Source organism: Thioalkalivibrio sp. ALE16 (assembly GCF_000381305.1).
In the GTDB taxonomy this organism is placed as follows: Bacteria; Pseudomonadota; Gammaproteobacteria; order Ectothiorhodospirales; family Ectothiorhodospiraceae; genus Thioalkalivibrio.
Map to the genome: position 1 here is coordinate 144,694 of NZ_KB906356.1, position 16,218 is coordinate 160,911.

The window sequence follows — 16,218 nt, forward strand, 5'->3', positions numbered from 1 at the left end:
GGCCCTGCCCGGGCCCGAGGACCGCCAGTGTCTCCTCGGGGGAGCCTGGCGGACTGGCTCTGCCAGACGCGCAGCAGATCCGTCCCGGGTCCGACTGGCTTGCGGGTCAGGGCTGGTCGAGTCGTACGAGGAGGCGCTGTTGATCTCCCGCGACCGGCGGCGAGCGATGGACGGCTCCAAGCCCCCCGCACGTGGGTGAGCGTTCCCCTTTCATGAGGATCACGGATCCGGTCTCAAGCGCCAATGGCGGATGGCCTGCAAGAACGCCCTCGTTGTCGCCGCAACGCAGCCGGTCGCGGTTCAGGAAACGGTCGTCTGCATATTCGGTTCCGGGGCCGGTGTAGCTGCAGACCATCCGCAGCACGTTGTTGTCCACGTGAAACAGCGGGCACGGCTGATGGGCCAGCACTTCGAGCTGGAGGCGGACACTGATCGCATGCGCCACGACGGCAAAGTTGTGCGCCAGGCGCTCCAGATCGTATGCCAGACGATGAATCCTGAACGGTGCCTGGTCGATGGCGCCGTGTAACCGTTCGCGCACCTGGTCCGGTCGGCAGTGGATGTCCAGAATCATCCCGGGGCCGCGGGAGAGCAGCGCCCGGGCCTGGTCCCGGAGTTGCGGATCCAGGCTTCGGCGCCAGATCAGCGCGTTCACATCGTGGCGGTGAATGCCCTTGAGCTCGGCGGCGCGGTCGACGAAGCGGTGCCTTGACGGCGCGCGCTCGACCGGGTGCGACGTTCGCGCAGTGTTCATGCGGTTACGTCCGGGCGGGACTCTCGGGTTTCCGGGGCATCCACCTCGGGTTCGGCGGTCTCGGACCCCAGGCGCCAGACCGGGAAGGGATCCGCGTAGCTCAGCCAGCGTTCCGGGCCTTCCAGCATCTCGTCGTCGGTGAGCAGGCAGGCGTCGAGACGTTTGCGCATCGCATCCGCGTCCATGTGGATGCCGATCAGTACAATCTCCTGGCGTCGGTCCCCGAATCGGTCATCCCAGACCGGCGCGATCGCCGTCTCCCACCAGTCTTCGTGGGTGGGGCGCTGCTCCGGGGATACGGCAGCCCACCAGAACCCGGCAGCGTGGTGGGTCAGCGCCCCGCCGGCCTGAGACAATGTGCCGGCCCAGTCGGGGCGCGAGGCCAGCCAGAACCAGCCCTTGCTGCGGATGATGCCAGGCCATTCCTCGTGCAGCAGGGCAAAAAAGCGTTCCGGATGAAATGGCCGATTGACGCGGTATACGATGCTGGAGATGCCGTATTCCTCGGTCTCCGGGGTGTGGCCACCCATCATCTCCTGGGCCCAGCCGGCGGCCTGGGACGCGCGGTCGAAGTCGAAGCGTCCGGTGCCCAGCAGGGACTCCGGCGCGACCTGGCCGTGTGTGGTTTCGATGATTCTGGCGTCCCGGTTAAGGGCGCGCACGACGCTGCGGACGGTATCCAGTTGTTCCGGCGACGGGCGATCCACCTTGTTCAGGACAATGACGTCCGCGAACTCGATCTGATCCACCAGCAGGTCAACGACGGTACGGTCGTCTTCCTCCCCCAGGGATTCGCCGCGGTCGCCCAGAAAATCGCTGGACGCGTAGTCCTGCAGCAGGGCACCTGCATCCACCACCGTGACCATCGTGTCGAGGCGGGCGACATCGTCCAGGGACTGGCCGTCTTCGTCGCGGAAGGCGAAGGTGGCCGCGACCGGCATGGGCTCGGAAATGCCGGTGGATTCGATGACCAGGTAGTCGTACTGCCCGGATTCGGCGAGGCGGCGCACCTCCACCAGCAGGTCGTCCCGCAGCGTGCAGCAGATGCAGCCGTTGGTCATCTCGACCATGCGGGCATCGGTACGTGTGACGGCATCCTGGCCGCCGCGCACCAGGGCGCTGTCGATGTTGACCTCGCTCATGTCGTTGACGATGACCGCGACGCGCAGCCCCGACTGGTTGTGCAGGATGTTGTTCAGCAGTGTGGTCTTGCCGGCGCCGAGAAAGCCGGAGAGGACGGTGACGGGCAGGCGTTTCATGGTACCTCCAGGGAATCGGGATGCCCGGGCGTCGGAATGTGCCCGGATGGAAGGGTTGGGCAGGCTCAGCGCACGAACACGTGTTCGGCCTTTTCCTGGCGTTCCTTGACCTCGATGCAGAGGGTCGCCGTCGGGCGGGCCAGCAGGCGGGGCAGACCGATCGGTTCGCCGCTCACCTCGCAGTAGCCGTAATCGCCGGTTTCGATGCGATGCAGGGCCGCATCGATCTTTCGCAGCAGGCGACCTTCACGCTCCTGCACCCGCATCGACAGGAGGCGCGACTCCTCCATTGCTGCCCGGTCGAGCTCGTCCGGGGTGCGTTCGTTGTCGCGCAATCCGTCCCGGGCGCCCTCCATGTCGGCCAGGATCTCGTCGCGCATTTCGAGCAGGCGCTCGCGGAAGTACGCGAGCTGAGCCTCGTTCATGTAGGCCGCGGCAGGCATGGCCAGCAGTTCGTCGCGGGTCATGGGGTTCCGTCGGTTGCGATCAGGATGTTATACCATAACGTTTCGATTGCGCCCCGACAACACGGATCGGCCACCGTCCTGTGATGGGGTCGACCCGCCTGCAAAAAGGTGTCTTATGTCCTCTACCTGTGTGTCTCCGGCCTCGCCGGATACGGAAACCTCCGCGACCGATCCGCTACCGGATATTGCCGCGTCGGCTGCTACGCACGCCTCCGCGCTCGACTGGGTGGGTATGGAAGACATCACCCTTCCGCTGTATCTGACCGGCCAGCCAGTGATCGCCCGGGCAAGCGCGGGGGTGAGCCTCGACGACGCGGGCGCGCGCGGTATCCATATGTCACGGCTCTACGGGGCCCTGCGACAGCTGGAGTCTCGTGAGCTGGACCTTGCGCGGCTGTGGGGCGTGCTCGAAGCGTTTCTGGCTTCGCACGATGGCCTGTCCAGCGTGGCCGAGGTTCGTCTGGCCGGGGAGTTGCCGCTGGAAAGGCCGGCCCTGGTCAGTGCGGCTGCGGGCTGGAAGCGCTACCCGTTCCGGATCGCTGCACGCAGCGAGTCCGGGGCGGTGTCCCTGGAGCTGGAGGTTCAGGTGGGCTATTCCTCCACCTGTCCCTGCTCCGCCGCCCTGGCGCGGCAGGCGATTCAGGAACAGTTCGACCGCGACTTCACGCGCTCGGCCGTGGATGCGGCAACCGTGCGCGAGTGGCTGGGCCGGGCCGAAGGGATTGTCGCGACGCCCCATAGCCAGCGAAGCGAGGCAACCGTCACGGTCGGTCTGGACCCGCTGGTATCGACGCTGCCCCTGCCCGATCTGATTGATCGCGTGGAACAGGCGCTGGGCACCGCCCTGCAAACGGCGGTAAAGCGCGTCGACGAGAAGGCCTTCGCGCTCGCCAACGGCCGCAACCTGATGTTCTGCGAAGACGCCGTACGGCGCCTGGACAGCGCCCTGCGCCCGGAGTACTCCGCCCGCGGCTATCGCATCCAGGTTCGCCACCGCGAGAGCCTGCATGCACACGACGCCGTGGCGCGGGTCGTGCGTCTGCCGTCAGCGGAACGCTGAAGCAGCCAGTTGGAGCGTGGACCGCCACAAGGCGGTGGGGTTGGTCAGGCATCTGCCAGGTCGCTCTTCGGCAAGCGCGTGGACACGTAAAAAAGCCGCCGGATACGCAATCCGGCGGCAATGCTTACGGAGGTTGGAGAGACCAAAGGCAGCAAGTCACCTTTCGTCCTGGCGACACACAGCTGTCCGGGCTGCGCATCTAAATGAGAATCATACGCACTTGCGGTGCATTGTCAAGCGGACTGAGGCCTGCTCGGGCCCAGGGGTGGCGATGGCGTAGCCCGTGCTACGGCCCGGACGGCACTGACTGAGAGGTGCCTGCCGCGTCGGGCAGGCTGCGATGCCGGTCGGCCATCGGCTCGGCCGTGATCAGGTAATCCGCCCCGTGCCGTAGGCCCTCCTTGCTTCGGGCCAGCGGCAGGGCGGTTTCCCGCAGCGCCTCGATCTTCTGGTGCATGGCCTTTGCCAGGCCATCGTCATTGAAATGCGACAGTTGGCGCAGGGACAGGTCGAGTTGGCCGTTGACGAAGCGCTCGCGGTAGTGAATCGGGAAATAGCGGACATCCAGAACCCGGAAGCCGGCGATTCCGAGATGGCGCATGACCCAGGACGAAGGGTATTCGCGATAGGGGCGGTTCCCCGCGAGCAGCAGGCAGGCATCCCGCAGGCGACCGATTTCGCGCACGATGCGGTCAGACTCGGTCTTGGGTTCGGTCAGTACATAGGGTTCCACGCCGACGAGATACAGCCGCTCGCCCACATGAGGCCGCAGTCGATGCAGCGCGCGGTCCTGCCAGTAGGGCGAGAAGCCCTCGATTGCTCCGATGAAGTAGTCGAGCAGGACGGTGTCGAAGCGCTCGCCGAACAGCAGCTGGTCCGACATCCAGTTGCCGACGAGGATGCGATCTTCGCGTCGTCGGTCTTTTCCTGCCGCCTTCTTCACCGTGTTCGCCATCTCCTGCGAGGCCGTGACGGCGGTCCAGCGCTCGGTCTCCAGCGCACAGATCCACTCGATGGATGCGCGTCCGGTGCCGGCATCGAGCACACTTCCCCAGGGTCGGTCGCCCTGCAGCTTCTCGATCGCCCGGAAGATCGGCGAGTGGGTGCCCTGGCGCTTCGGCCCGCCGGATGGGGGTACGCCATGGGAGGTTGGCTTCGGGGGCATGATTCTGCTCCGCGGTGACTTCTTGATCGTTTCAGGGACGTGACATTGCGAGCAGTCGGGCCGCCAGGGCGAGGCCGACATTGACCAGGACGAGTACCGGCGCAAACGGCTGATCCAGCGGCAGGCTGACGCTCCAGGCGATCAGGAAGCCCGCGAGGGCCAGGGCCTGGGCCCACAGGAACAATCCGCGCAGATTGCGTGCGAGATAGGCGGCGCCCCAGGCGGGCAGGAGCAGCGTGGCGAGGGCGGCGGGCAGCCCCAGTACCATGCTGCCCAGCACCACCGCGGCCAACAGCCAGGCGATCTCCGTGAGGCGCAGCCAAGCGCGCGGGCTGCGTATGGCGGGGACGTCCGGGGCGAGCTGTGCGTGTCGCCAGACGTGGTACAGCCCGGGCGCGAGCACGAGGCTGGCCAACCCGAGCACGACCACTGCCCATAGTTCGCGCGGTCCGGCGAAGTACAGCTGGCCCTCGGCCCAGGCGGCCGCGGCGAGGCTGGCCTGCGCGAAATTGGCGGCCAGCAATGTCACCGCCGCCAGTCCGGCCAGAAAAACGGCCAGCGGCAGGCGCTCGCGGTCGGGGCTACGCTGTAGCAGGGCCATCACCCCTGCGCCAAGCGCCAGCGCCACGGGCAGTACCGGCCAGTGCAATACGGATGCCAGGACCCCGCCGGCCGCGGCCCATTGCCCAAGCGCCAGGGCCTGCCAGACCGACCCGCGCAGGAACAGGCCGGCCCCGGCCAGGGCCAGCACGCCCGTGATCAGCAGCCCGGAGACAAACGGTTCGAACAGCAGGTCACCGAGCATCGAGGTAGTCCGTCAGTGGATGGTTCTCGACCCCGACGGCCTGCAGGAACTCGTCGTCGTGGCTGGTCATCACCAGTGTCGTTTCGGCCGGGAGGGAGGCAATCAGGTCGACCGCATCGCCGCGTACCTCGGCGTCGAGGTGGTTGGCGGGCTCGTCCAGAAGGATCAGGCGTTCCCCCGGTGGCCGGTCGGTGCTGCTGTGCAGGGCCGCAGCCAGACGCAGCAACTGCCACTGGCCGCCACTCAGGCGATCGAGCCGGCGATCCAGCAAGGCCTGCACCCGGGGTTGATCGGGCGGGGTGGCGCCCATCGCCCGGAACCAGTCGTGACCGCACAAGGGCCAGGGGTCCCGCCGGGGGTGGTCCTGCGCCAGCAGGCTGACACGCGTCGCGGGGCCAAGCTGCAGGGTGCCTGCGTGGACCCGAGCCTGGCCGGTCACGGCCTTTAGCAGCAGCGACTTGCCGATGCCGTTCGGGCCGGTCAAGCCCCATCGGGCCCCGGTGGGTACCTCGAGGGACAGCGGGCCCAGCACCGGATGATCAAAGCCGAGGTGTGCGGCCTGTGCGTGCAGGGCGGTTTGAGGGGGCATGCGGACTCGAAATCGTTGGAGGAGCCTGAATGATATCGGGCCCGGAAAGCATTTTCCGGGCCCGATCGTGAGGAAGATGTTTCGCCCTGGGTTAGCGCTGGGGCAGCGTTTGCGCCCAGGTGGTCATCAGGTCGAGGTACCCATCCAGGCTGGAGTCGGCCGGCGGATCCAGAGGGACCGCATGGCTCGACCAGCCCAGGTTGCGTTCGAGGAACTCGGCGCCGCGCGGCGGCTGGAATTCGGCGTACAGGATGGTGCCCTCGGTACCTTCGAGATCACTGACCAGGCTGCGCAGGTGGCGCGCGGTGGGCGGGATGCCCGGGGCCGGCTCCAGATAACCGACGATTTCGACCGGCAGCCACTCTTCCAGATAGTCGAGGTCCTCGTGGTAGACCACGATGCGCTGGTCCGGCATGACCTGCTCGGCCAGCGTCTCGGCGTGCGTACGCAGGCGGTCGGCGGTGCGTTCCGCTCGCTCCATGAAGCGGTCGGCATGGTCCGGACGCAGTTCGCCCATGCGCTGGCCCAGCGCGAGGGCGAGTTCGGCCATGCGCCGCGGGTCGGCGTTGAAATGCGGGTTGCCCTCGGCATGTACATGCCCCATGTTCGGACCGTCCATGGTGATCGAGCGGCGCAGTTCGACCATGTCCGCCCCGCGGAAGTGGCCCGGTTGTCCAGAGTTGATGGCGCGGTTGCTGGCGCCGCGCTGCGCGGCCGGAAGCCAGCCCTCCTCGAGGCCAGCGCCCAGCTCCAGCAGCATGTCGGCACGGCGCAGGGCCGCCATGAAGCTGGGGCGGGCGTCGAGGTAGTGAGCATCGCGGTCCGGCGGTGCGAGTACACGGACCTCGGCCTCATCGCCGCCGATCTCGCGGGCGATGGCACCGAGGCTGGACGTGGTGGCGACGATATTGAGGCCGGCCACCGCCTGGCTGGGTACCAGCAATAGGGCTGCCAGGGCGATCGTTGCCATGCCCGTGAACAATCGGGTGGTGTGAGAGCGAATCATGCGAAGAAACATGCAGGACTCCTTGGAAAAGGGTTGCGTGTCTGGTGTGTCCTGAAGCCGGCGTATCCGCCGAAAATCGGGAGGTGCGTGGGTCCGAGCGGACCCACGCGAGCGAACATCAGAAGCGGTGTGCGCCGTGCGCGCCGAGGGCGACATTCAGCTGCAGCATGAACTCCAGCCCGCGGTCGCGGCGGTCGTGGTCATCGATGAAGTCGTTCTGCGATAGCTGGGCGCGCAGGAACACCGGCTCCACCGGGCGGAAGGTGACCTGGGCGCTGTGCCGATACGAGGTGCCAAAGGACTCGACCTCGAAGTAGTCGTGGCCGTGATGGTGGCTGCCTTCGACCGCGTCATTGGTCAGACCCAGTGCCTCGGTCCGCAGGCCGGCTTCCCAGCGTGGCGCAAATCCGTAAACGGCTTGCAGGTAGAGGCCGTCCTGCTTGGTGGTGAGGCTGCTGGTGCGTTCCCAGTGCATGTGGCTGTGGTGGCCATGGCCGTGCTCGTGGCCGTCATACTGATCCAGGCTCTGGCGCATGTAGAAGTATTCGCCCTGCAGCGTCCAGTCCCCGTGGCCGTAGGCGCGCCCGGAACTGTACTTGTATACGGCATCCAGTCCACCGAACCAGGCATCACCCTCCAGGCCATGGGCGTGATTGCCGTGATCCTCGGCAATACCGGTCTGGGCCACATAGCCCCCTGAAACCCCGAATTGCACGGCGTGATCGGCTCCAAGATCAGGGCCGAACTTGGCAAAAGCGGTGGCCACGCGCGGTCCGCTCTTCTCCGAGACCGGGAGGTCGCTATCAAAAGCAGCTATACCTTCGTCCTGGTCGCCCTGAAGCAGCTCGACACCCAACTGGGTATACATTTCCGTTGGTGCGACCCAGGTGGCCTGCACGCCGGTGTCTTGCAGGCCGTGGTCGCCAAACAGGTATTCGTTGACCAGCGGGCGATCGACGAAGTCCCAGTCGTGGCCGTGGCGGCTGTTGATGTACCCGATGTCGGACAGGAACTTACCGGCCTTGATCTGGAAGCCGCCAGGCAGGGCACGGGTGGTCAGATAGGCCTCTTCGACCTCTACATGATCCTCGTCGAAGCCGACCATCAGTACGCCGTCGAAGAGGTCGCCCAGGTTGGCCTCGAAGACCAATTCGCTGTGGCCGAGGTTAAAGCCGTCGTCGAAGCCGTGGTCATGACCATGATCGTGGCCATGGCTATGGCCATGATCGTGGCCGTCGTCGAAGCCCGCCGGGTCTTGGTTCCCTCGGGTCATTTCGTTGTAGTAGATGCCTTCCAGGATCAGCGAGACGTCCAGCCCCCAGGAGCGGTCTCCGGACTGGGCGCTCCATTGCGCGGCGGCGGCCCCGGGGGCGGCGAGGGTCAGGGCGGTGAGTCCGGCAAGGACGGGGCGGGCGTATGGGGCGCGGGACATGTCGATCTCCTTGTTGCACGGCAGACTGCAGCCAGGATCAGTGGGTCCGCCGATGGAGGTGAGTTGTTATAGCGTAACGTCAAGACGTGAACGTTATACAATAACAACCCTGGATTCAACCCCGTTCCAGCCAGTCAGCTTGTGGCGGATCGGTCTCGGGGGAGGCCCGCGCGGGCGAACGCCGCGCGCCAAGGCTCCAGCTTTTCGGTCAGGCTCAGGCGGGCATTGGCGGGGCTGGTGGAGGGCAGCCGCAGGGCCTCGACTCCCAAGGCGCGGGTCTCGTGGATGCGTCGCGCGCTCTCGGCGCCGTTGTGGATGATCACGCGCAGGCCCGGGGCCTCGCGGGTCAGGCGGGCCAGATCGTTGGGGACCGGTTCGCGGATGGCGCTGTCCAGGCTGCCCTCGCGCGAGCAGGCCCCGTAGACGTCCCAGAGGCCCACGCCGTGGTCGAGCAGGCGCTGGATGCGCTCCGGGTAGTCCAGTTCCGGGAAAGGTTCGCCGAGGATCTCCCCGACGATCGGCCAGAACTGGTTGCGCGGGTGAGCGTAGTAGGCCCGGGCCTCCAGCGACGCCACGCCGGGAAAGCTACCCAGCACGACCAGTCGGGTATCCGCTCGCAGGATCGGCGGGAACGCTTCAAGGGTGGCTGAGCCAGCGGTCACAGGAAGGTGGAAGCGAGCGGGCTGAGAGGGTGGGGCGGTGTCAGGCGCGGTCCTTCTGACTCCGCCGGCAGTCGCCGCACTGGCCGTGCAGTTCCACCATGCGCGACTCGATGGCGAAGTCCTGGGCCTCGGCCTCGTCTTCCAGCGCCCGGCTGGCCGGTTCCGGGGTGTAGAACTCGGTGATCTGGCCGCAGCCGTCGCAGATCATCAGCGCGGATTCGTGGCGCTCCCCGGGGTGCGAGCAGGCGACAAACCCGTTCAGGCTCTCGATGCGGTGGATCAGCCCCTGCTCCAGCAGGAAGGCCAGGGTGCGATAGACCGTTGGCGGCTTGATGCTGTGGTCGTCGGAGGACAGGGCGTGGATCAGGTCGTAGGCCTTGATCACGCCATCGGTGCGCAGGATCTGTTCGAGGATGCGCCGACGTTGCTCGGTCAGGCGTGCGCCATGGCGGGCACAGACACGCTCGGCGTCGGCGAGGGCCTGTTCGATGTCCGGCGTCTGGGTCTCGGCGGCGGCAGTCATGCGCCTAGCATAGCCCAAACGCTCACCGTGTCCGTAACCGCCCCGGGCATCAGGCGGGTTCGGCGTCGGCCCTGGGTTCGGAGTCGGGCTTTTCGGGGCGCGTTGCGTCGGGACGGGCGAAGATCTCGGCGGACCAGCGGGCCCGTTCGGTGGCCGGTTCGGTCTCGCGTGCCACCATGTGGGCGTCGACGGCGGTGATCCGGTGGTCGAGGCCCTCGCCGTTGGCGATCTGGATGGCGAGGCCTGGACGGGCATTGAGTTCCAGGATCAGTGGGCCGCGGTCGGCGTCAATGACCACGTCCACTCCCAAGTAGCCGAGCTGGCTCAGCTCGAAGCAGCCCGCGGCGAGCTCCATCAGCTGGCCCCAGTCAGGAATCTGCAGACCGACGATGCTCTGCTCGCTGTCAGGGTGTTCGCGGCAGGGCTTGTTGTAGCGCACCCCGCCGATGGTGCGGCCGGAACCGAGGTCGATGCCCGTGCCGACCGCGCCCTGGTGCAGGTTGGCCTTGCCGTCGGAGTCCTGCGTTGGCAGGCGCATCATCGCCATCACCGGGTAGCCGCGATAGACCACCGTGCGAATGTCCGGCACGCCGCGATGCGAGACCGCGTCGAAGACCGAGGAGAAGCGCACCCGCTGCTCGATCATGGCGACATCCGGGCGCCCGCCGAGGCTGTACATGCCGGACAGGACGTTGGAGATGTGATCGTCCAGCTCGCTCAGCTCCATGGCGCGGCCGCCCGCCCGGCGCGGACGATCGCCGCGCCAGCCCTCGATCACCAGGATGCCATCGCCGGCGGCGCCATGCGCCGGCTTGATCACGAAGCCGTCTTCGTAGTCCCGCAGCTGGCGGCGCACGTCGCGGATCTGGCGGTGGGTGCGCACGACCCCGTAGAGATCGGGTACCGACAAGCCGGCATCCAGCGCCAGTTGCTTGGTCTGCAGCTTGTCATCGACCCGAGGGTAGAAGCGCCGGGCATTCCAGGCCGCGATGTAGCGGGAGTTGCGGGCGTTCATGCCGACGATGCCCTGTTCCTTCAGGACGCGTGGACGGACGAAGCGCGGGAGCCAGGCGGGCATCAGTCGGGCCTCCGCATCGCGTCCTGGATGCGGCCGAAACGGAACAGCTCCGTCAGGCGGTAGCCGGTGTAGCGCCCGATCAGCAGGGTCACGGCCAGCAGTACCAGCAGCAGTTCCGGGAACACGAACAGCAGGTGCTCCAGCTGACGGTTGGCCATCAGGCCGTAGGCGGCGGCCGCCACGACCAGGCTGCCGATGCCCTGGGTAATGGCGTCGGCCGGCCCGTGCTCCTCCCATACGACCGACATGCGCTCGATGGTCATGGCGAGGATGACCATGGGGAACAGTGACAGCGCCAGGGCCCGTTCGAAGCCCAGTTGATGCGACAGCACGCTGATCCCGAGCATCAGCATGATGACCACGCTGACGACCGCGGCCAGACGGGGCACCAGGAGCAGCCGCAGGTGCTCCAGGTAGAAGCGCACGGCCAGGCCCAGTGCGACGATCAGGGTGAACAGGATGATCCCCGCCAGCAGCTGGGTTTCGCGGAAGGACAGCGCGATCAGCACCGGCATGAAGGTGCCGAAGGTCTGGATGCCGATCACGTTGCGCAGGAACACGATGATCATCGCACCCAGAGGCACCATCAGCAGCACGCGGTAGGTGTTCTGCGTGCCCAGCGGCAGGTTCAGGGTGGAGAAGTCGAGGATGCGGGTGTCCAGGGTGTCGCCGAAGCGCTGGATGGTCGCCAGGGCATCCTGCACCCCGCGCGCGACCGCGAACCGGACCTCGGCGGCCTCGCCATTGGATACCTCGAGCAGCGGGGCGCTGCCGTGCGACCAGACGACTACGTCCGCGGGATACTCGATCTCGCCGGTCTCCGGGTCGATGGGGACCCAGCGCCGGGTGTTGTGGACCTCCAGCCAGGTCTGCGGCTCGATGTCGCGGCGGCCATCGACCAGCCGGAGGGCCGTCACCTGGCGCGCGGGGATCCGCGCGGTGGCCAGCAGTTCGATCAGGGTCTCGGTGCGGCGCGTGCGGTTGTCGTCGCTCTCGATGAACACCGCCGCGTTGGATGCGGGGGCGGCGTTGGCGAGGTCATTGACCAGCACCGAGGCAAAGCTCTGGATATCCGAGGAACGGCCGCGTACGTCGTCGATCAGGGCATCGGCGGCGGAACGGAAGGGCTCGGTCCAGTCGGGTACGGCCACCGGCCCGGGGTACTCCGACTCGGAGCGGTCGTTGCCGTCGCGATAGAGCGTGGCGCGGTAGTAGAGGACCTGTTCACCGCGTGGCTGGCGCGTTGTCCACTGGGCCAGGCGATCCTCGGCCTGGGTAATGGAGTTCAGGCCGTAGCCGCGCGAGACGAAGCCTTCGTCCAGAATGGAGAAATTGGGCAGGCGATGCGGGATGCGTAGCTCCACCGTGGCCGCGCCGCCGGTGGGCTGATAGCGCACCCGTGCCTCCACCTGCCAGGTCTCGGCGGTGGCGTCCGGCTGCAGGGGCATGCCCAGCGCGCTGACCTTGTAGGCGAAGACCCCGAGCCCGACCGCGCTCAGCAGCACGATCAGGATCGGCAGGTGAAAGCGCTTCACTGGTCATCCGCCGCGCAGTCGGGCGCGCGCAGGTGTTTCTCGCCGGAATCGACCAGGATATGGCCGGCCATGTGGCTGCGACCGATCAGGGCCTGATAGGTCAGTGCCGTACGGTCGATCAGGCTGGTGTCGGCGGTCAGGAGCTGGTTGCCGATGCAGAACTCCATGCGCACGACCGGGCGCTCCTGCGACTCGCCGCTGTGGCGCCGGATACGGACGATCCGTTCGATCGGGCGCTCGAGGGTGATGCGGGCGTCCTCGTCTTCCGGATCGATGATCTCGAAGCGGATCCAGTCCTCGCCGTCCTTTTCGAAGCGCTCCTTGTTCAGTGCGTTCAGCGAGGAGGAGGTCGCACCCGTGTCCATGCGTGCCTCCAGTACGACGTCTTCCTCGACGATCTGTATGTCCTCCACCGTGCCCAGGATGGCCATGGACGGGCCCGATTCGTGGGCCGCGGCGGATTGCGCGAGGAACGCCAAGCCGAGCAGCATGGTCGGCAGGATGGAGTGGGTTAAGCTGGAACGACGGGCGGCTGGGGCAGTCACGCAGTCTCCTGAAGGTTACAAAACATCGAAGTCTAGCTGATCATAGTGGTTCACCCCTGTTAAGGGGTTCACAAACCCGCGGCCGTCTTCGTGCCGGCCGGTCACCGCAGTCCAGGAGTCGCCATGCACTGGGTAGTCGATCTCGCCGACCTGACCATGAACGATGTCGCGAAGGTGGGCGGCAAGAATGCGTCTCTGGGGGAGCTGCTCGGACAGCTGGGCGCGGCCGGGGTGCGCGTGCCGGGCGGGTTTGCCACCACCGCGGATGCCTATCGCGCCCTGCTGGCGAAGGACAGTCTGGATGAACGGATCAAGGCGCGCCTGGCGGATCTGGATATCGACGACATCGAGGCGCTGCGCGCCGCCGGGCGCGAGGTGCGCGGCTGGATCGAGCAGGCCGAACTGCCGGCCGAGCTGGAACAGGCGGTGCGCGAACACTACGCGCAACTGGGGGACGAGGTCCCGGTAGCGGTGCGCTCCTCGGCGACCGCCGAGGACCTGCCCGAGGCCTCGTTCGCCGGACAGCAGGAGACCTTTCTCAATGTGCGCGGCATCGACGCCCTGCTGCAGCGGCTGCGCGAGTGTTTCGCCAGCCTGTACAACGACCGCGCCATTGCCTATCGCGTGCACAACGGTTTCGCTCATGACGAAGTCGCGCTGTCGGCCGGTATCCAGCGCATGGTGCGCTCCGACGTCGGCGCCAGCGGCGTGATCTTCACGCTGGATACCGAGAGCGGCTTTCGTGATGCGGTGTTCATTACCGGGGCCTGGGGCCTCGGCGAGACGGTGGTGCAGGGCGCGGTGAATCCCGACGAGTATCAGGTCTACAAGCCGGCGCTGGCGGCCGGCAAGCGCGCCATCATCGGCCGCACCCTCGGCACCAAGGCGGTGCGCATGGTGCTGACCGGGGATGGCACGCGCACCGAGGACACCCCGGAGGACCTGCGCCAGCGCTTCTGCCTGTCGGATGCCGACGCCGAGCAGCTCGGGCGCTTTGCGGTGGCGATCGAGCAGCACTACGGCCGGCCGATGGACATCGAGTGGGCGCAGGACGGAGAGACCGGCGAGCTGTTTATCGTGCAGGCGCGCCCGGAGACCGTGGAGAGTCGCGTTGAGTTGGGCGCGGGCGAGCGCTACGAACTGGCGCCGCACGAGGCGGAGCCGCTGGTTACGGGCCGGGCGATCGGCGCGAAGATCGGGGCCGGCGTGGTGCGCGTGCTGGATTCCCCGGATGCCATGCACACCATGGAGGAGGGCGACATCCTGGTCGCGGACATGACCGATCCCGACTGGGAACCGATCATGAAGCGCTCCGCCGCGATCGTCACCAACCGCGGCGGGCGTACCTGCCACGCGGCGATCATCGCCCGCGAGATGGGCATCCCGGCGGTAGTGGGCTGCGGCAATGCGACCGAGGTGCTCTCCGACGGGATGCAGGCGACCGTCTCCTGCGCCGAGGGGGATGATGGTCACGTGTATCCGGGCACACTCGAGTACACGGTGAAGAAGACCGACATCGGCGAACTGCCGAAGCTGCCGGTCAAACTGATGCTGAACGTGGCCAACCCGGGTCGTGCCTATGCCTTCTCGCAGCTTCCGCATGCCGGGATCGGCCTGGCGCGGCTGGAGTTCATCATCAACGGCACCATCGGGGTGCACCCGCTGGCGCTGCTGGACTATGCCGAGGACCCGGGTCGGCTGGACCCCGAGATCCAGGAGCGGATCGCCGAGCGGCTGCATGGATTCGACGACGGCCCGCGCGAGTTCTTCGTGCGCAAGCTGTCCGAGGGCATCGCGACGCTGGCGGCGGCCTTCGCCCCGGAGCCGGTGATCGTGCGCCTGTCCGACTTCAAGTCCAACGAGTACGCCCACCTGATCGGGGGGCGCGGCTACGAGCCGCAGGAAGAAAACCCCATGCTCGGCTTTCGCGGGGCTTCGCGCTACCGCTCGGAGACCTTCCGTCCGGCCTTCGCGATGGAGTGCGAGGCCCTGCGGCGGGTGCGCGACGACATGGGCCTGGACAACGTGCAGATCATGGTCCCGTTCGTGCGCACCCTGACCGAGGCCGAGGACGTGATTCGGGTGCTGGGCGAGGAGGGGCTGCGGCGTGGCGAGAATGGTCTGAAGGTCGTGATGATGTGCGAGATCCCCTCCAACGCGCTGCTGGCGGCGCGTTTTCTCGAGCATTTCGACGGCTTCTCCATCGGCTCCAACGATCTGACCCAGCTGACCCTGGGCGTGGATCGGGACTCCGAGCTGGTGGCGGAGTCGTTCGACGAGCGCGACGATGCGGTGAAGGCGCTTCTGAGCATGGCGATCCGGGCCGCCCGCCGCGCCGACAAATACGTCGGTATCTGTGGCCAGGCCCCGTCCGACTATCCGGAGCTGGCGGCCTGGCTGATGAACGAGGGCATCGAGTCGCTGTCGCTGAACCCCGATTCGCTATTGTCCACCTGGGAACAGCTCGCACAGGGGCGGGAGCCCGGTAATGGCTGATGCCGCCGCCCAGTGCCCGCAGGTCTATCTGGTCTCGGACGGGACCGGGATCACTGCGGAGACGCTGGCGCGCTCGCTGTTCACCCAGTTTCCGGATGTCGACCCGGCCTGGCACCGGCTGCCCTTCGTGCAGACCCCCGGCCGCCTGGCCGGCGTGTTCGCCCGGGCCGAGGCCGGTCCGCAGCCGGCCCTGGTGGTCGCCACCCTGGCGAATGCCGACCTGCGGGCCGATCTGCGCCATTGCCCGGTCCCGGTGATCGACGTCTTCGGCGAGCAGGTGGAGCGGCTGGAGGGGCTGCTGGGGGTCGCGTCGCAGTCGGTATCCGGGCGGGCCCATGGCATGGGTGACGTCAGCCGCTATGATCGTCGTATCGAGGCGCTGAACTACACCCTGGCCCATGACGACGGCCTGGCCACCCAGGACCTGTCGGTCGCCGACGTCGTGCTGCTGGGGGCCTCGCGTTCCGGCAAGACACCCACCAGTCTCTATCTGGCGATGAACTACGCCCTTTTTGCCGCCAACTACCCGCTGGTCCCGGAGGACCTGCACCAGGGCGATATCCCGCACATGCCCGAAGGTCTGCGGGGGCTCGGCGGTCGACTGGTTGGCCTGACCATCACGCCACAGCGCCTGGCGCAGATTCGCGAGGGGCGCCGCCCCGACAGCCGCTACGCGAGTCTGGCGCAGTGCCGGGCGGAATGCGTGGCGATCCAGGAGTTCTTCGATACCTGGCGGATCCCGCACCTGGACGTGACCGAGCTGTCGATCGAGGAGATCGCCACCCGGGTGCGCGACTGCATGGATGCCCGCCGCGGCGGCTGAGCCGCGCCGGCAAGCCGCA

General features: G+C 67.2%; 16 protein-coding genes. 3 read left to right on the forward strand and 13 right to left on the reverse strand.

The window, feature by feature from the left end; genetic code table 11:
- Positions 1-106: 106 nt before the first annotated feature.
- The 3 genes from F627_RS0104120 to dksA all read right to left on the reverse strand — a co-directional run bounded on the left by F627_RS0104120 (position 107) and on the right by dksA (position 2,480).
- The gene (locus tag F627_RS0104120) at positions 107-754 is read right to left on the reverse strand and encodes a DUF1826 domain-containing protein (RefSeq protein WP_019583367.1); all 648 of its coding nucleotides are present in this window, start codon (positions 752-754) and stop codon (positions 107-109) included.
- Positions 751-2,013: a zinc metallochaperone GTPase ZigA gene (zigA, locus tag F627_RS0104125; protein WP_018866689.1), complete on the reverse strand. Its 1,263-nt coding sequence runs from the start codon at positions 2,011-2,013 to the stop codon at positions 751-753. Before zigA ends, F627_RS0104120 begins: the two co-directional genes overlap by 4 nt.
- A gap of 65 nt (positions 2,014-2,078) precedes the next feature.
- Positions 2,079-2,480 (reverse strand): RNA polymerase-binding protein DksA, encoded by a 402-nt coding sequence (dksA, locus tag F627_RS0104130; RefSeq protein ID WP_017940914.1) that lies wholly within the window; start codon positions 2,478-2,480, stop codon positions 2,079-2,081.
- 115 nt (positions 2,481-2,595) lie between these two features.
- On the opposite strand from dksA, the gene folE2 reads away from it, so the two are divergent.
- A complete protein-coding gene (gene folE2, locus F627_RS0104135; RefSeq protein ID WP_081630714.1) occupies positions 2,596-3,540 on the forward strand; it encodes a GTP cyclohydrolase FolE2 in 945 nt (314 codons plus the stop codon).
- A 286-nt stretch (positions 3,541-3,826) separates the two neighbouring features.
- On the opposite strand, the gene F627_RS0104140 is transcribed toward folE2, so the two are convergent.
- The 10 genes from F627_RS0104140 to F627_RS15540 form a co-directional block, all read right to left on the reverse strand.
- Complete coding sequence (locus F627_RS0104140) at positions 3,827-4,705, reverse strand: class I SAM-dependent methyltransferase (protein ID WP_019583369.1); 879 nt, start codon at positions 4,703-4,705, stop codon at positions 3,827-3,829.
- Between the two features lie 31 nt (positions 4,706-4,736).
- Positions 4,737-5,510, reverse strand: a complete 774-nt coding sequence (locus F627_RS0104145; protein ID WP_019583370.1) for a metal ABC transporter permease — start codon at positions 5,508-5,510, stop codon at positions 4,737-4,739.
- Complete coding sequence (locus F627_RS0104150; RefSeq protein WP_019583371.1) at positions 5,500-6,099, reverse strand: ATP-binding cassette domain-containing protein; 600 nt, start codon at positions 6,097-6,099, stop codon at positions 5,500-5,502. The genes F627_RS0104145 and F627_RS0104150 overlap by 11 nt, the downstream gene beginning before the upstream one ends.
- Positions 6,100-6,190: 91 nt before the next feature.
- A complete protein-coding gene (locus F627_RS0104155) occupies positions 6,191-7,069 on the reverse strand; it encodes a metal ABC transporter substrate-binding protein (protein ID WP_231370133.1) in 879 nt (292 codons plus the stop codon).
- A gap of 154 nt (positions 7,070-7,223) precedes the next feature.
- Positions 7,224-8,537, reverse strand: coding sequence for a hypothetical protein (locus tag F627_RS0104160; RefSeq protein ID WP_019583373.1), 1,314 nt, complete (start codon positions 8,535-8,537; stop codon positions 7,224-7,226).
- 134 nt (positions 8,538-8,671) lie between these two features.
- On the reverse strand, positions 8,672-9,199 hold the full coding sequence (locus F627_RS0104165) for a DNA-deoxyinosine glycosylase (protein ID WP_081630715.1): 528 nt from the start codon (positions 9,197-9,199) through the stop codon (positions 8,672-8,674).
- Positions 9,200-9,239: 40 nt separating this feature from the next.
- Complete coding sequence (locus F627_RS0104170) at positions 9,240-9,722, reverse strand: Fur family transcriptional regulator (RefSeq protein WP_019583375.1); 483 nt, start codon at positions 9,720-9,722, stop codon at positions 9,240-9,242.
- A gap of 49 nt (positions 9,723-9,771) precedes the next feature.
- The gene (locus F627_RS0104175; protein WP_019583376.1) at positions 9,772-10,800 is read right to left on the reverse strand and encodes an alpha-L-glutamate ligase-like protein; all 1,029 of its coding nucleotides are present in this window, start codon (positions 10,798-10,800) and stop codon (positions 9,772-9,774) included.
- Positions 10,800-12,335, reverse strand: coding sequence for an inactive transglutaminase family protein (locus tag F627_RS0104180; RefSeq protein ID WP_019583377.1), 1,536 nt, complete (start codon positions 12,333-12,335; stop codon positions 10,800-10,802). Before F627_RS0104180 ends, F627_RS0104175 begins: the two co-directional genes overlap by 1 nt.
- Entirely contained in the window at positions 12,332-12,880 is a 549-nt protein-coding gene (locus tag F627_RS15540) for an ATP-dependent zinc protease (protein ID WP_019583378.1), read from the reverse strand. The genes F627_RS0104180 and F627_RS15540 overlap by 4 nt, the downstream gene beginning before the upstream one ends.
- A 123-nt stretch (positions 12,881-13,003) precedes the next feature.
- On the opposite strand from F627_RS15540, the gene ppsA reads away from it, so the two are divergent.
- Together ppsA and F627_RS0104195 are read left to right on the forward strand one after the other, a co-directional pair.
- Entirely contained in the window at positions 13,004-15,376 is a 2,373-nt protein-coding gene (gene ppsA / locus F627_RS0104190) for a phosphoenolpyruvate synthase (RefSeq protein ID WP_019583379.1), read from the forward strand.
- Positions 15,369-16,199, forward strand: coding sequence for a pyruvate, water dikinase regulatory protein (locus F627_RS0104195; protein WP_018866702.1), 831 nt, complete (start codon positions 15,369-15,371; stop codon positions 16,197-16,199). The genes ppsA and F627_RS0104195 overlap by 8 nt, the downstream gene beginning before the upstream one ends.
- The last annotated feature ends 19 nt before the right edge of the window (positions 16,200-16,218 follow it).

Bases quoted from the DNA above. Each gene is read 5' to 3' on its own strand.
- F627_RS0104120 (WP_019583367.1), bottom strand. From the start codon at position 754: ATGAACACTGCGCGAACGTCGCACCCGGTCGAGCGCGCGCCGTCAAGG.
- zigA (WP_018866689.1), bottom strand. From the start codon at position 2,013: ATGAAACGCCTGCCCGTCACCGTCCTCTCCGGCTTTCTCGGCGCCGGC.
- F627_RS0104140 (WP_019583369.1), bottom strand. From the start codon at position 4,705: ATGCCCCCGAAGCCAACCTCCCATGGCGTACCCCCATCCGGCGGGCCG.
- F627_RS0104175 (WP_019583376.1), bottom strand. From the start codon at position 10,800: ATGCCCGCCTGGCTCCCGCGCTTCGTCCGTCCACGCGTCCTGAAGGAA.
- F627_RS0104155 (WP_231370133.1), bottom strand. From the start codon at position 7,069: ATGGCAACGATCGCCCTGGCAGCCCTATTGCTGGTACCCAGCCAGGCG.
- F627_RS0104195 (WP_018866702.1), top strand. From the start codon at position 15,369: ATGGCTGATGCCGCCGCCCAGTGCCCGCAGGTCTATCTGGTCTCGGAC.
- F627_RS0104150 (WP_019583371.1), bottom strand. From the start codon at position 6,099: ATGCCCCCTCAAACCGCCCTGCACGCACAGGCCGCACACCTCGGCTTT.
- dksA (WP_017940914.1), bottom strand. From the start codon at position 2,480: ATGACCCGCGACGAACTGCTGGCCATGCCTGCCGCGGCCTACATGAAC.
- F627_RS0104145 (WP_019583370.1), bottom strand. From the start codon at position 5,510: ATGCTCGGTGACCTGCTGTTCGAACCGTTTGTCTCCGGGCTGCTGATC.
- ppsA (WP_019583379.1), top strand. From the start codon at position 13,004: ATGCACTGGGTAGTCGATCTCGCCGACCTGACCATGAACGATGTCGCG.
- folE2 (WP_081630714.1), top strand. From the start codon at position 2,596: ATGTCCTCTACCTGTGTGTCTCCGGCCTCGCCGGATACGGAAACCTCC.
- F627_RS0104170 (WP_019583375.1), bottom strand. From the start codon at position 9,722: ATGACTGCCGCCGCCGAGACCCAGACGCCGGACATCGAACAGGCCCTC.
- F627_RS0104160 (WP_019583373.1), bottom strand. From the start codon at position 8,537: ATGTCCCGCGCCCCATACGCCCGCCCCGTCCTTGCCGGACTCACCGCC.